Annotated in this window: 13 protein-coding genes; all 13 read left to right on the top strand. The window is 60.5% G+C overall.

Translation table 11 applies throughout. The features are described from left to right. The first annotated feature begins 153 nt into the window (after positions 1–153). From tssA to icmH, 13 genes are read left to right on the top strand one after another with little or no spacing between them, the layout of a single operon-like run. On the top strand, positions 154–1701 hold the full coding sequence (tssA, locus tag QRN41_RS06320) for a type VI secretion system protein TssA (RefSeq protein WP_285421333.1): 1548 nt from the start codon (positions 154–156) through the stop codon (positions 1699–1701). Positions 1702–1734: 33 nt separating this feature from the next. Continuing rightward, complete coding sequence (gene tssB / locus QRN41_RS06315; RefSeq protein ID WP_034138392.1) at positions 1735–2232, top strand: type VI secretion system contractile sheath small subunit; 498 nt, start codon at positions 1735–1737, stop codon at positions 2230–2232. 27 nt (positions 2233–2259) lie between these two features. Then, a complete protein-coding gene (gene tssC, locus QRN41_RS06310) occupies positions 2260–3735 on the top strand; it encodes a type VI secretion system contractile sheath large subunit (protein ID WP_034138391.1) in 1476 nt (491 codons plus the stop codon). A gap of 14 nt (positions 3736–3749) precedes the next feature. After that, the gene (gene tssE, locus QRN41_RS06305; RefSeq protein WP_094066673.1) at positions 3750–4151 is read left to right on the top strand and encodes a type VI secretion system baseplate subunit TssE; all 402 of its coding nucleotides are present in this window, start codon (positions 3750–3752) and stop codon (positions 4149–4151) included. After that, positions 4141–5916, top strand: coding sequence for a type VI secretion system baseplate subunit TssF (gene tssF, locus QRN41_RS06300; protein ID WP_285421332.1), 1776 nt, complete (start codon positions 4141–4143; stop codon positions 5914–5916). Before tssE ends, tssF begins: the two co-directional genes overlap by 11 nt. After that, positions 5880–6881 carry a type VI secretion system baseplate subunit TssG gene (gene tssG / locus QRN41_RS06295; RefSeq protein WP_123479956.1) on the top strand — a complete coding sequence of 334 codons (1002 nt, stop codon included), beginning with the start codon at positions 5880–5882 and terminating at the stop codon, positions 6879–6881. The genes tssF and tssG overlap by 37 nt, the downstream gene beginning before the upstream one ends. A 13-nt stretch (positions 6882–6894) precedes the next feature. Continuing rightward, positions 6895–9462, top strand: a complete 2568-nt coding sequence (tssH, locus tag QRN41_RS06290; RefSeq protein ID WP_285421331.1) for a type VI secretion system ATPase TssH — start codon at positions 6895–6897, stop codon at positions 9460–9462. Continuing rightward, positions 9459–10994, top strand: a complete 1536-nt coding sequence (locus QRN41_RS06285; protein WP_285421330.1) for a sigma 54-interacting transcriptional regulator — start codon at positions 9459–9461, stop codon at positions 10992–10994. The genes tssH and QRN41_RS06285 overlap by 4 nt, the downstream gene beginning before the upstream one ends. 55 nt (positions 10995–11049) lie before the next feature. Next, on the top strand, positions 11050–11181 hold the full coding sequence (locus tag QRN41_RS06280; RefSeq protein WP_080758744.1) for a type VI secretion protein: 132 nt from the start codon (positions 11050–11052) through the stop codon (positions 11179–11181). Positions 11182–11198: 17 nt separating this feature from the next. Beyond that, positions 11199–12386 (top strand): type VI secretion system-associated FHA domain protein TagH, encoded by a 1188-nt coding sequence (tagH, locus tag QRN41_RS06275; protein WP_285421328.1) that lies wholly within the window; start codon positions 11199–11201, stop codon positions 12384–12386. A 5-nt stretch (positions 12387–12391) separates the two neighbouring features. Beyond that, positions 12392–12892, top strand: coding sequence for a type VI secretion system lipoprotein TssJ (gene tssJ, locus QRN41_RS06270; protein WP_034138384.1), 501 nt, complete (start codon positions 12392–12394; stop codon positions 12890–12892). After that, positions 12879–14207: a type VI secretion system baseplate subunit TssK gene (gene tssK, locus QRN41_RS06265; protein ID WP_285421327.1), complete on the top strand. Its 1329-nt coding sequence runs from the start codon at positions 12879–12881 to the stop codon at positions 14205–14207. The genes tssJ and tssK overlap by 14 nt, the downstream gene beginning before the upstream one ends. A 5-nt stretch (positions 14208–14212) precedes the next feature. Then, positions 14213–15076, top strand: a complete 864-nt coding sequence (gene icmH / locus QRN41_RS06260) for a type IVB secretion system protein IcmH/DotU (RefSeq protein ID WP_285421326.1) — start codon at positions 14213–14215, stop codon at positions 15074–15076. Positions 15077–15088: the final 12 nt, after the last annotated feature.

The following is a 15088-nucleotide window of genomic DNA, read 5'->3' as shown; positions in this document are numbered from 1 at the left end:
AGTATTGGGTGGCTGCTTGCTCAATGGTCTTGGCATGACTAAGGTTTGCGAACTTCGTGGAAGTTAAGGCGAAGCCAGGATGGCAAGTTGATAGGTTGGTCTAGTTGTTATTGTCTTGTCTTGAATCTAATGCTTAGTTGCGTATGGTCCTAAATGGTCTATTCAGGAAAGTTTTGTACTTATTATTTGGAGCTTGCGCAAACTCCCTGCTCGCAGTCGAATTTTGCGGGCGGCGATGTGCGGTTTTCAACTGAGTATGAAACCCTCGAATTCGAGCTGGGCAAGGCCCAATCCATACATGGTGCGTGCCAGCCGGACTGGCAGAAAGTCGTGGCAACCGCCGAGGTTCTGCTAAGGGAACAATCCAAGGATCTTCGCGTGGCTGTCTGGTTGGCCTGGGCGCTGCATCAGCGTGAGTCCTTTCCTGGCCTGCTGGCCGGATTGAAATTATTGCGTCTTCTCTGTGAGTGCCATTGGTCGGAGGTGTATCCCCCAAAAACGCGCACCCGTGCCGCTGCGTTTCAGTGGTTGGTATTGCGCCTGGAGGCATTGCTCGCGCGCCACTTGGCCCTCCAGGACCAACAGCCGCTTTTTCGTGCGGTCGTTGAGGAGCTGGAGGGCCTGGATGAGCTGTTGAGCCGTCATCTGAAAGAGGACGCGCCTTTGCTATTGCCGATTTGCAGGCAATTGACCCAGAAGTTGGAGCGCGCCGCGCAGAGCCAACCGCCGGCCACAGGATTGACCGGCGTGATGGCCCAGGTGAAGCAGGCCACGACACAACTGATCAAGCCTGAGCCGGTGCTGGAGAGTGAGAAGGATGCGCACAAATGGCTGCGAGCATTGCAGGAGCAGGCCCGTCCGCTCTGCGCCTGGTGGTTGCGCCAGAACGCTACCGACCTGCGTGCCTTGCGCCTTAATCGCACGCTGATGTGGCTCTCCCTGCTCAGCTATCCGGACGCGGACAGTGAGCGTATCACCGCGCTGCGCGGCCCAGCACCGGACAAGCTCAAACGCCATCACGAACGCTTTGCCCAAGGCCATTACGCCGATCTGCTGCTGGAACTTGAGGCCAGTCTGGCCGGCGCGATGTTCTGGTTCGACGGCTTACACATGGTCTGGCAATGCCTGGAAGCCCTGCAGGCCGAGCTGGCCATGACTGAACTGGAAGTGAATTTTGCCCTGCTGCTGCAGCGCCTGCCGAACCTGCCTGAGTTTCGCTTCCACGACGGTAGTCCATTTGCCGATGCGGGCACACGGGACTGGATCGCCACGCAGGTTTTACGTCACCTGCGGCCGCCCGAGGCGCCGTGCGAGGCCGTCGAGGAGGCGCCTTGGGAAGTCGCCTTGCAGGCCCTGCAGCCCAGGCTGCGCAAAGACGGGCTCAAGGCCGTCGTGCATGAACTCAAGCGGGGGTTGCATGGGGCTCGCAGCGACCGCGAGCGCTTTCACTGGCGCCTGGCACAGGCCCGGCTGTGCGTGCAGGCGGGCAAACATGATTTGGCGAAGATCCAGCTCGACCATCTGGACCTCGAGTTACAACGAACGGGGCTGGAGCGCTGGGAGCCGGAACTCGCTGTCCACGTCACGCAGCTGTTGCACCGCTGCTGTGACCTGTTGCCACAGAGCCATGCCGTACGCGAGCGCAAGGAAGACACCCACCGCAGGCTGTGCCTCTTCGATCTCGAAGCGGTACTTGAATAGGCTTTCGAGCCACTCGAAAAAAGGAGAAACACCATGGCCAAAGAAGGTTCGGTTGCACCCAAGGAACGCATCAACATCACCTTCAAACCTGCCATCGGCGCTGCCCAGGAAGAAGTCGAACTGCCGTTGAAACTGCTGGTGCTGGGAGATTTCACCCAGCGCGAAGACGCGCGCAAGCTCGAAGATCGCAAGCCTATCGCGATCGACAAAAACAGCCTTGACGAAGTCTTGGCCAACCAGGCGCTGAGCCTGGCGCTGAACGTCCCTAATCGTCTTCAGGACGACGCCGATGTCGAGGAGCTGGGGATTCAGGTGCGCATCCATTCGATGAAGGATTTCAACCCCGCCCATCTGGTGGAGCAGATTCCGGAGTTGCAGAAGCTCATGGCTCTACGTGAGGCATTGGTGGCGCTCAAGGGACCTCTGGGAAACACGCCGAGCTTTCGTAAAGCCATTGAACAGGCGCTGGCCGATGACGAGTCCCGCGCACGGGTATTGGCGGAACTGGGCTTGAGCAGCCAACCCGCCTGACATTTTCAGTAAAAGGACACTGACGCCATGAACAGCCAAGCGATACAGACCTCGGTCAACGCCACCGAAGAACACAGCATCCTCGACAACATTATTGCCCAAACATTACTCAGCGCCGACGACGAAGCCTATGCCATCGCCAAGCGCGGGGTATCGGCCTTCATCGAAGAACTGATCAAGCCTCAGAACAGCGCAGAACCGGTCAAGAAGCGCTTGGTCGATCGAATGATTGCCGAGATCGACACAAAGCTCAGCCTGCAAATGGACGAGATTCTGCACCATCCGCAATTCCAGGCACTGGAATCCGCGTGGAGGGGCTTGCAACTGTTGGTCGACCGCACCAATTTCCGCGAAAACATCAAAATCGAACTGTTGAACGTTTCGCGCCAGGACCTGCTCGACGACTTCGAAGATTCGCCTGAGGTGACGCAATCGGGGCTCTACAAGCATATCTACAGCGCGGAATACGGTCAGTTTGGTGGCCAGCCGGTGGGCGCGATAATCGCCAATTACTTCCTGGCGCCCAGCGCTCCCGATGTGAAACTGATGCAATACGCGTCCAGTGTGGCCTGCATGGCCCATGCGCCGTTTATCGCCGCGGCCGGGCCGGGCTTCTTCGGCCTTGAGAGCTTCACCGGCCTGCCTGACCTGAAGGATCTCAAGGATCATTTCGAAGGCCCGCAGTTCGCCAAATGGCAGAGCTTTCGCGAGAGCGAGGATTCCCGTTATATCGGGCTCACCGTCCCGCGTTTCTTGCTGCGTACGCCTTACGATCCCCTCGAATGCCCGGTCAAGACCTTTGCTTATCGGGAAAACGTGGTGAACAGCCACGAGCACTACCTGTGGGGCAATACCGCCTATGCGTTTGCCACGCGCCTGACCGACAGCTTTGCGCGGTTCCGCTGGTGCCCCAATATCATTGGCCCACAAAGCGGCGGCGCGGTGGAGGATCTGCCGTTGCATCACTTCCACAGCATGGGCGAAATCGAGACCAAGATTCCCACCGAAGTACTGGTGTCCGACCGTCGAGAATATGAGCTGGCGCAAGAGGGCTTCATTGCTCTGACGATGCGCAAGGGCAGCGACAACGCCGCGTTCTTTTCCGCCAGTTCCGTGCAGAAGCCCAAGCACTTCGGCATCAGTGCCGAGGGCAAGCAAGCCGAGCTGAATTACCGTCTTGGCACTCAGTTACCCTACATGATGGTGGTCAACCGCCTGGCTCATTACTTGAAGGTCCTGCAACGCGAGCAGTTGGGCTCGTGGAAGGAGCGCACTGACCTGGAGCTGGAGCTCAACAAGTGGATTCGCCAGTACGTCGCAGACCAGGAAAACCCTAGTGCCGAAGTGCGTGGCCGGCGGCCGTTGCGCGCGGCCCGTATCGTTGTCAGTGACGTTGAAGGCGAGCCCGGCTGGTATCGGGTCAATCTAAGCGTGCGACCGCACTTCAAATACATGGGCGCGGACTTCACCTTATCCCTGGTCGGCAAGCTCGACAAAGAATGAATCGGGGGCCAGGGATGATGCGCAACCAACGCCTTTTCGAGCGTCTTGATCGCTCCGCACCTCACTCAAAATGCTGTGCGAGTTCTGTCGCGGCCCATCTGGGCAAGATGCTCAGCATCCGCGCCGGCAGCGTCCAAACGCTGCCGGATTACGGCTTGCCTGACCTCAACGATATGAACCAGAGCCTGCACGAAACCCTGAGCCGGTCGCGACTACTGATCGAGCGCTTTATCCGGACCTACGAGCCGCGCTTGCAGAATGTCCTGGTGCGCGTCTTGCCCCGTGATCAGGAACCATTGGCCCTGGCATTTTCCATTGAAGCCACGCTGAGTGTTGACGGTGTCACGAAGCCCGTCACCTTCACTGCGCGGCTTGGCGACGCCGGTCGTAGCGAGGTCCATGCCGATGTCCGCTAACCGCTATTACCAGAGCGAACTCAGCGCGCTACGTCAGTTAGGCCGGCGTTTTTCCGAGCGCAACCCGGCGCTTGCGCCATTTCTGGGAGAGACCGGCAAGGACCCGGACGTGGAGCGTTTGCTGGAGGGTTTTGCTTTTCTCACCGGTCGCCTGCGCCAGAAGTTGGATGACGAGTTACCCGAGCTGACGCATTCGCTGATGCACTTGCTGTGGCCCAACTATATGCGACCGCTGCCGGCGTTCAGCATCCTCCAATTCGACCCGCTGCGACATGCCGGCCCCGGCGTGACCGTTGCGCGGGATACACCTGTGGAGAGCGAACCGGTCGACGGTGAGCGCTGCCGTTTCCGAACTTGTTACGCCACTCAGGTTCTGCCGTTTCAACTGAGCGCCCTGGAGTACAACGTTCAGGGCGAGCGGGCGGTGTTGAGCTTGCGCTTGGACATGAGCGCCGAGGGGAATTTCAACGCGTGCGTATTTGACCGACTGCGCCTGCATCTGGCCGGGGACCGGTATATCAGTCAAGGCCTGTATTTGGGGTTGCTGCGTCATTTGGACGGCATCGAGTTACGGCCGTTCGGTCGCGACGGCGTTGGAATCGATGGCGGCAATGGCCAGGATCTGTCGCTGCGAATTAGCGCGCAGAGCGTACAACCCGTAGGCTTCGCTGAAGAGCATGCACTGATCCCTTATCCGCCCAATACCTTTCGCGGATACCGTCACCTGCAGGAATATTTTGCCTTTCCCGACAAGTATCTGTTTGTCGATTTGGTTGGGCTGGATGTACTGCAGACGTTGCCGACCGCAGCCCTCCAGCAAGCGTGCGGTGTGACGCTGCGTTTTGAGCTGAGTGGTCGTTGCCCGCAACTCCAGCAACCTACGCTGGATAACGTGAAGCTGTACTGCACGCCCATCGTCAACCTGTTTGAACATGACGCGGTTCCGATCCGCCTGGATGGCAAACAGGATGAATACTTGCTGATCCCTGGAGAATACAAGCGGGGCAATGCCGACGTGTTTTCCGTTGACCGGGTGACCGGGTGGCGCCCCGGAGGGTTGGGATATCAGGCATACGTGCCGTTTGAATCCTTCGAGCACGACGCCAACGAGGGCTCACCCTGCTACAGCATTCGCCAACGCGCATCCGCACATCACGGCGGTCTCGATACCTGGCTGGGGTTTGGCAATGGCGTGGGGCAAAGCCAGGAAACCCTCTCGGTCGAGCTGACGTGCACCAATCACAACGTGCCTCGGTCGCTCAAGGCGGGGGCAATCAACCAGCCCTGCGAACAAACTCCCGAAGGCCTGTCGTTTCGCAATATCTGCGCGCCGACCGAGAGTTTTGCGCCGCCGCTGGATCAGGACTTTCTTTGGCGGTTGATCAGCAACATGTCGCTCAACTACCTGTCGTTGAGCGACATCAGTGCGCTGAAGGTCGTCCTGCAAACCTACGACCTGCCGCGTTACCACGATCGGCAGGCGCAAAAAATCAGTCAGAGAAAGCTGGACGCATTGCGCTCCATCCAGCACACGGGGGGCGACCGATTGCATCGCGGCATGCCGTTTCGCGGCGTGCGAATCGACTTGACCGTCGACGCCCAGGGCTTTTTGGGGCCCGGCGAGATTTTTATGTTCGCGTCGGTACTCAATGAGTTCTTCACGCTGTACGCCAGCCTCAATGCTTACCACGAACTACGAGTCATCAGCACACAAGGAGACGTGTACCAATGGCCAATCCGGATGGGCCAACAGCCCCTGCTTTAAAGCAACTGAGCCGAGTCATCCGTGAGTACTCGCTGTTCCAGGCGATCGCTCGGGTGATCGAGCAGTTGCGCGATGTGCACCCGCTGCTGGATGACGACGCGTTGTATGAGCGCTTGGAGTTTCAGGCCAATCCAGGGTTGGGGTTTCCCGCTCACGATATTGATCGCTTGGAGTTTTTTGTTGAGCAGGGTCAATTGCGCGCCCGTCTTCGCCTCAACGTCATGGGCCTATGTGGCGCGGGATCGCCGTTGCCTGCGTTTTACGCGGAACAGGCATGCGCCGAAGGCGCTGATGCAACCCGCGATTTTCTGGATCTGTTTCACCATCGATTGCAGCGACTGATGCTGGGGATCTGGCGTAAATATCGTTACCGCACCTGTTTCGAGACAGGGGCACGGGACGCCTTTTCCGAGCAGATGTTTGCGTTGATCGGTTTGAGGGGCCAGCCGATTCGCGCTGCCGCCCAACTGGACTGCAAGCGGCTGTTGCCCTACCTGGGACTGCTTGGCTTGCGAGCCCATTCGGCGGCCTTGATCGAAACGGTGCTGCGTTACTACTTCAAGCACAGCCGCTTGTGGATCGAGCAATGGGTTGAGCGCTCGGTGGCGATCGCTCAATGCCAGACAAACCAGCTAGGCGTCGCCAACAGTGTGCTGGGCCAGGACAACGTGCTGGGCAGTCGTGTCGCCGACCGTGGCGGCAAATTCAGGGTGCATGTGCACAACCTGGGCTGGCAGCGCTTTCACGGTTTTTTACCCACTGGCGCGGACTATCCGCAGCTGTGCTCGTTGATACGGCTGACTGCGCGCGATCCGCTGGAATACGACTTGCGCCTGGTGCTTGCGAAAGAAGAGATCAGGCCGCTGCACATCGGCGAACACAACGTCTGCCGGCTGGGATGGACCAGCTGGCTCGCGCACGACTGTGCTGACGGTGTGCTCATCGTGGCCAGCGACGCACATTAGGGGATCAGCAAAGATGATAAATGTAGACCTGCAACAACTTATCCGCACATTGGCCCCACAGGCACGGCGAGATCTGGAGCGGTCCGCCGAGCGATGTGTCACACGGGGTGGCCATGAGGTCTTGGTAGAGGACTACCTATTGGCCTGGTTGGAGCACAGCGATTGCCTTCTGGCACGGGCATTGGCCGACGTTGGTGTCGAGGTCGGCGAGCTGCAAGCCATCTTGCAACCAAAAGCGCAGGCAAACGCGTCACGTAATCCGGTATTCGCCCAGGCGCTGGTGCAATGGTTGCAGCAGGCATTGCTCGTTGCCCACTTGCAATTGCATCAAACCGAGGTGGATCACGCCGCGCTGCTATTGGCGCTGCTGCAGCATCCGCAGCAGCATGCCGGCTGTGCTTACCAAGAGCTGTTGAGCCGTGTGGATACGCAGCGTGTGCTTGAGTTTGTGTCGAGTCGCGCCGTTGAAACCCCGCCTGCATTGGCTGACGAGTCCTGCCTGGCACGGTTTACCCACGATCTGACACACCAGGCGCAATCCGGGCGCATCGACCCGGTGCTGTGTCGGGATGATGAGCTTCGCCGGTTGATCGACATCCTTGTGCGCCGACGTAAGAACAATCCGCTATTGGTCGGCGAAGCCGGAGTGGGCAAGACCGCAATTGTCGAAGGACTAGCCCTGCGCGTTGTCGGCGGCCAAGTGCCGGAACTGTTGAAGGATGTGCGCGTGCTGACCCTGGACATGGGCATGCTGCAAGCCGGGGCCAGCATCAAAGGTGAATTCGAGCGGCGCCTCAAGGGGGTGATCGAGGAGGTCAATGCATCCCCACGCCCGATTATTCTGTTTATCGATGAAGCCCATACCCTGGTGGGAGCGGGAGGCCCAGCAGGTGGGGCTGATGCCGCCAACCTGCTCAAGCCGGCGCTGGCGCGCGGTGAGCTACGCACCATTGCCGCGACCACCTGGTCCGAATACAAGCGTCACTTCGAGAAAGACCCGGCCCTGGCGCGGCGCTTCCAGCCTGTCCATGTCGGTGAGCCCAGCGTCGAACAGGCGGTTTCGATCCTGCGTGGGCTAGTGCCGGTGCACGAAACCAGCCATGGGGTCTACGTGCGTGACGACGCCGTCGTGGCGGCGGCACACTTGAGTGCCCGTTATCTGGCGGGTCGACAGCTACCCGATAAAGCGGTGGATGTACTGGATACCGCTTGCGCGCGTGCGCGGATCAGCCGGGTTTGCGCGCCTGAGGCGTTGCAGCGTCTGGAGGCGGATCTGGCCGAAGGCGCCCGACAACGCCTGGCATGGATTCGCGACAGGGATGCCGGGGTGCCGGTGGATACGCAGGCTTTGCACGCGCTGGATCTTCGCTTGGCGGCAGTAGAGAGCGAGCGGCACTCATTGGAGCAGCGTTGGCTCGAACAGCGCGCGTGCGCGGAACAGGCACTGACTCTGCGCCGGCACCTGGAGGACGCTCGCCGTGTAGGGCAGGGCGTCGACGCCCTGGAACAGGCACTTGGCGAACAGAGACGCGCATTGTCTGCACTGCAAGGCCCGCAGCCATTGGTTCATCTTGAGGTTTGCCCACGCCTGGTGGCCGAAGTGATCAGCGCGTGGACCGGGATTCCGGTCGAACGCCTGGCGTTTGAGCACAGTGATGCGGTCACTGGGTTTGCCCAGGCACTGCGTGCACGCATCCTCGGTCAGGAGCCTGCCGTGCAGGCACTGGATCGTAATCTAAGAGCGGTCGCCGCTGGCCTCAATAAGCCCGACGCGCCGGTCGGTGTGTTTCTGCTGGTGGGACCCAGCGGCGTAGGCAAGACAGAAACGGCCCTGGCCCTGGGCGACTTGCTCTACGGCGGTGAGCGCTTTGTCACGACCTTGAACATGTCCGAGTACCAGGAGAAACATGCGCTATCTCGGTTGATTGGGGCGCCGCCCGGTTATGTCGGATACGGCGAGGGCGGCGTGCTGACGGAGGCGGTGCGTCAACGACCGTACTCGGTCGTCCTGCTGGATGAAGTGGAAAAGGCCGACCCGGAGGTGCTGAACCTGTTTTATCAGATCTTCGACAAGGGCCTGGCCAACGATGGCGAAGGTCGGGAAATCGACTTTCGCAATACGCTGATCCTGATGACGTCCAACCTGGGCAGCGATTGCATTACCGACCTGTGTTCCGGCGCCCAGCGGCCGGATGCGCAGGCGCTGCACGCAGCGATCTATCCGCTGTTGCGCGATTATTTCAAACCGGCGCTGTTGGCGCGCATGCGCGTATTGCCCTATTACCCGATCGCGGGCGATGTGTTGCAGCAGTTGGCCAGGGCCAAGCTGGAGTGCCTCGGGCGGCGGTTGGAAGGACGCCGGCTGGCGTTCAGCTATACAGCGGAACTGGTCGCGCATATGGCTGACCGTTGCAGCCATAGCGACAGTGGCGCGCGCTATATCGACCAATGGATCGAGACCCATCTGATGCCACAGATGGTCGACCGTCTGTTGGAGGCGATGGCCGTCGGTGAATCGCTGTCGCGCGCCCATGCCGATCTTGACCACCGTGGACAACCGATCTGCGAGTTCAGCCAATGACGGACAATCTCTTTAGCCAACTGCCCCATCCCCTGGCTTATGCCGAAGCATTGTTGGGCTGGTTCACGCGCCTGGGCACCGACAGTGACGAGGCGAGCTTGCCCGAGCTGTGTGCCGCGGCGACGGCGCAGCTTAGCCAGTGCGAACTGAGCCAGTTGTATAAGTACGACGAGACGACGGGTCGGCTTGAGCTGATTGCCCAGCACCTAGCGGGTACCTTGCCGCCAGGCGGACGGCTATGCGGCGACGACGTTCAGCATCAGCCGCTGTTGCAGTATGTCCTCAAGCAAGCCAGCCCTCTGAACCTGGATGACCTGAGTGGTAGCGTTTACGAGAGCGGCTTCTTACCGGCGATGGCGACGCCGTGGCAGTCGTTGTCATGTATACCGCTGTTCGGTCGGCGTGAATGCCTCGAAGGCTTGCTGTTGTGCGCCAGCCTGCGCCCCAGACCCTTGCAGGACTATGCCCGGTCATTGGGGCAATTGGGCAGCTTTGCGTTGACGCAATTGGGTTTACTGCGCCGCGTGCGTCCTGCCCCCAGCCGCGCGACGAACCAGGTCAGCGCGCGAGCCCCTCAAAGCACTCACGGCCTGATCGGCACCAGCAAAGCGATGGCCGATACCTGTCGTTTGATCGACAAGGTTTTGCAGGCTCCCTACACCGTGCTGCTAAGCGGCGAGACCGGCACCGGCAAAGAAGTGGTGGCGCGCGCCATCCATAGCGCCGGCCCGCGCAACGGCAAGGCGTTCGTGGTGCAGAACTGTGCCGCCTTCCCCGAAGGCTTGCTGGAAAGTGAGCTGTTCGGCTACCGCAAAGGCGCCTTCACCGGCGCCGAGCGCAACCACATCGGTTTGTTCGATACCGCCGATGGCGGCACCTTGCTTTTGGATGAAATAGGCGACATGCCGTTGTCGCTGCAGGCCAAGCTATTACGGGTGCTGCAGGAAGGTGAAATCCGTCCGCTGGGCGCCAGCGCGGGCCATCGGGTGGATGTGCGCATCATTGCCGCGACCCACCGCGACCTGACGGCCATGGTGGCCGAGGGGACATTTCGCGAGGATCTTTATTACCGTTTGGCGCAATTCCCCATCGAGCTGCCGCCTTTGCGCGAGCGAGATGGCGATGTACTGCTGTTGGCGCGGCATTTCGCCGAAAAGGCCTGTGTCGCATTGGGTCGGTCAACGGTGCAATGGTCGAGTGCGGCGCTCGATCAACTGTCCGGTCATCCGTTCCCCGGCAATGTTCGCGAACTCAAATGCCGAGTCGAACGCGCGGTATTGCTGTGTGACGAGAACCTGATCCTGCCGGCGCACTTGTGCCTGGAGCCGAAGCCGGTAGTGCCCTGTGTCGATGCGACGTTACGCCAGCGCCTGGAGCGGGTTGAGCGGGTATTTCTGCTCGATTGCCTGCACAAGAACCGTGGTAACCGGACCCGTACCGCCCGGGAGCTGGGCGTGGCACGTCGCACGCTGCTGTATCGACTTGCGCGTCTGAACATTCCCTGTGGCGATGTGGCGGGGAGTGCTGAATGAGCCGATCAAGAATGTGTTGTCCGACCGCGTACCTGAATTTTCCGGGAGAAACCTGATGCTTCTACGTCCGTGGCAAGCCTGGGGGCTTGTGCTGTGTCTACTGAGCGGCTGTAACGCCAACTACGTTTTTGATGATGCCGATTACCGTCCGCTGGGCGACCCCCAAACGACGCGTCGTGGTCAGTGAGCAAGGAGTGCCGAGCGATGCAATTAGTGTTCGAGGTATGTGACACCGCCAGCGGTGAGGCGCCGCTGCGCAAGGTGTTTGACCGCGTCGGGGGTGTTATCGGTCGTGGCGCAGGATGCGACTGGGTAATTCCGGATGCGACGCGGTTGCTCTCCAGCCACCATGCGTTGATCGGCTACCGAGATGGGCAGTACTTTCTGACGGATGTCAGCAGTAATGGCATTGGCGTGGCAGGCGGCATGGAGCGTTTGAGGAAGGGGCAGGCGCGGCTGATCGCCGACGGCGAGGTCTATCAGCTGGGCGCCTTGGACATTCGGGCGCACTTGCGACCGCGCTGGATGACGCAGGACGACCGGCAGGCGCTGGCCTGCGCCGACACCATTCCAGATGACGCATTTCTTGGACTGGACCCGATGCACGCCTTGGCGCATGAGCAACGGCGCGATGAGTCTTGCGAGGAGCTGGATGCGCTGGCGCACAGTGTAGAAACGCCCACCTGTTCGTTTGCCCATAGCGCCGTGGAGCGCGATCACCTGACGCTGCCGAGATGGGCGCAACCTTCCAAGCGCATGCCGCCCCCTCCACCTGACCGAAGCGTGCCCGAGCTGCCGGCAGCCTTCTGGGCGCAGTTTGGCGACGCCCTGGGCCTGCGGATGGATGGGCTCGATAGCGTGGCCTGCGAAGCGCTGGCGATCAAAGTGGCGGGCCTGTTCAGACAAACCGTCGAGGGAATGCAGCAATGCCTGCGCACTCGAGATGAGCTGAACAATGAATTGAACCTGGGCGCAGCCATGCCTGGCTTCAAAAGCCATAACCCGCTGAAAGACTGCCTCGATACCCAGGCGACCATAACGGCATTGCTGGGCGCGGGCGAGCTGGGTCAATTGTCCGCCGAGTTGGCGCTTGCTCAAGCCTGTCGGGAGATACAAGTCCATCAGTTGGCGTTGGTGGTGGCTTGTCGAGCGGCGGTGCGCGGCGCGCTCGCGGCGTTCGCGCCGAGCCATTTGATGCTGTGCTTCGAGCGAGAAGGTAAACCGGCCAGGTTCACCACCGACGGCGCGTGCTGGCGCGCCTATCAGCGTCACTACCGACATCTGGTCGATGGGCTCCCCCTGGATGAACAGCTGTTCAATAGCGATTTTTCCAAGGCCTACGAGGAGCAGGTGCGCTTGGTTTCCACATTGCATGCGGCGTACCCAGGATGAGATTTATGTATCGAACCTTTATTGCATTGATGCTGTTGGCGCTGAGCCTGTCGAGCGGTTGCAGTCATGTGGGACCGTTTTCAACCCTGACCAAATTGGACCTGACATTGACGGCCGGCGAAGCGCTGAACCCGGACCTGCACGGTCGGCCTTCCCCCGTGGTGGTGCACCTGCTGGAGCTGCGCCATCCGGTCGCGTTCGAAAATGCCGATTTCTTCAGCCTGTATGCCCGAGCTGAACAAGCATTGCCTAAGGACTGGGTGAACTCCGAGGAGCTGGAACTACGCCCCGGTGAACAGGTGGCGCTCAAACTCAGCATCGAGCCACAGAGCCGTTATGTCGGCGTGCTGGCCGCTTATCGGGATTTGCCCCATGTGCAATGGCGGCTGGCGTTGCCCGTGGCCCCGCAACAGCGCACGCGTGTCGAAGTGACGTTGGACGAATCGGGTATTCGTCTTGTGGATCCGTTCGCCAGCCGGTCGGGGAACTCAAATGCAGGCCTATAAAGTCATCTGGCAGGAAGGCATGCTGCTGCGTCCTCAGCACTTGCAGCACAACGACCGTTATTACCAGCAGCAACTCAATCAGACACGCCTGTTGGGCAGTGACGGTTGGGGATTCCTGACGCTGCACGTCGATACCCAGCACCTCAACCTGGGCAAGGTGGTGCTTACCCAGGCCAGCGGGATGTTTCCCGACGGCAGTCTGTTTGCATTGGACAGTGCCGACGAACCGCTGGTATTGCAGGTTCCCGTCGGTGCCGGCGGTCAGGCCGTGTACCTGGCGTTACCGCTGGCGATCGGCAATCAGGTCGAAGCGCGGCTCCCGGAGCAGGGCGACGTGCTTGCGCGGTATGTCAGCTGTGAACTTCAAGTCGGCGACTCCAACGCGGGTGCCGATTCGCGCTGCCAGATTCATTGCGCGCGCCCGGACCTGCGATTGGTGTTGGGAGAGCAACGCGATGATCCGCTGCTGGTGAAACTCCAGGTGGCCCAGGTTGTGGAATCGACGCGGGAAGGGGGCGTGACGCTGGACGCGGATTTCGTACCGACCTTCCTCTATCTGCAGCGTTCTGGCTACGTGGCGTCGTGCGTCAAGGAGGTGATCAGCCTACTCGCTACCCGGGGCGATGCGATTGCCACGCGCGTCCAGGGTAATGGCGGATCGGCGGGCGCTCAGTTAGGTGACTTCCTCATGCTGCAATTGATCAACCGTACGGAACTGCTCTTGCAACACTACTTGAGCCAGCCCCAGGTCCGTCCAGAAGCGGTGTATCGCCAGTTGCTGTCGTTGCTCGGCGAGCTATCGACATACGGCACCGATAACAAGCGCGCGCAGTCGCAGGGGCGGTACCGACATGACGACCAGGGTGAGAGCTTCCGAGGCTTGATGGACGGCATTCGAACGGCGCTGTCGCGGGTGTTGGAGCAGCATGCGACCCAGCTCGCGTTGCAACCGCGTCAATACGGCGTGCTGGTTTGCCCGGTCAGCGATCTCAAACTGCTGGGTTGCGCCACCTTCATTCTGGCGGCCGAGGCCCAGTGCGATTCGGAAGAACTGCGCCACCGTCTGCCGGCGCACCTCAAGATCGGCCCTGTGGAGCGCATCCGTGAGTTGGTCAACCTGCACCTGGCGGGTATCAAGCTCAAGCCGCTGCCGGTGGCGCCGCGGCAGATCCCGTTCCATGCCGGCAAAACCTATTTCATGCTCGATCTCAGTGCCCGCGACATCACACACCTGGAGCAGTCGGGTGGTTTCGCCTTCCACGCCAGCGGCGAGTTCGCAGGACTGGAACTCAACTTTTGGGCCATCAGGAACTGAACATCATGACTATGGACAGTGAATACCCGCAGGACGAAAAAACCGTCCTGCTAGACCGCGAGGGCAACCAACCGGCACAGGGGGCGCTGACGGACTTCCCGACGCCCCCACGCTTCGAACAGCTGGAAGACCGCATGATCTACTCGGCCGCCCTGCAGGGCGTGCAGAGCTTCGATATAGGGCCCAACACTTTGGTAACGGCGGCCTGGGATCTGCTGTCCCAGGTGGTGCAGCTCAAGGCCAGTTCCGGCCGGGAGAGCTTGCAGAGCCTCAACGATCGATTATCGGCGGGGGTCTCGGCATTTGAAATGCGGGCCTCCCATGAGGGGGCGGAAAAGAGTCAGGTCATGTCTGCCCGCTATGTGCTGTGCAGTGTGATTGACGAGGCGGTGGTGACGACGGCGTGGGGTGCCCGCAGTGACTGGTCGACCATGAGCCTGCTGAGCCGTTTTCATCAGGAAACCTTCGGCGGCGAGAAATTTTTCCAGTTGCTGGAGCGTTTGTCCCGCGACCCGATCAAGCACCTGGCCATGCTTGAACTGATGTACCTGTGCTTATCGATAGGGTTCGAAGGCCAGTATCGCGTCATGGAGCGTGGAGCGGCGCAACTGGAAGCGGTACGCGATGGTTTATATCGACAGATCCGGCACGTGCGCGGTGAACGCCTGCAGTCGGCGGCGTCGGTTGAGCCTGGGCGAGCAGGCGACACACGGTTGCGGATGATCTCGGCGACCTGGGTTGTTGTCCTGACCGTCGCCTGCTTGCTGGTGGTGTACTCCGGGTTTGCCTGGGTCTTGCGCAACGAGCGCATGACCGTCCTGCAACCCTTTCAATCCGTGGCGCCGGATCAGACGCGGACGCCGATGTAACGCTGGGAGCAA

It is taken from the genome of Pseudomonas sp. efr-133-TYG-23, from assembly GCF_030209215.1.
Lineage (GTDB): Bacteria > Pseudomonadota > Gammaproteobacteria > Pseudomonadales > Pseudomonadaceae > Aquipseudomonas > Aquipseudomonas rhodesiae.
The sequence above is the reverse complement of the archived record's forward strand: the minus strand, read 5'-3'. Positions and strand labels throughout refer to the sequence as shown.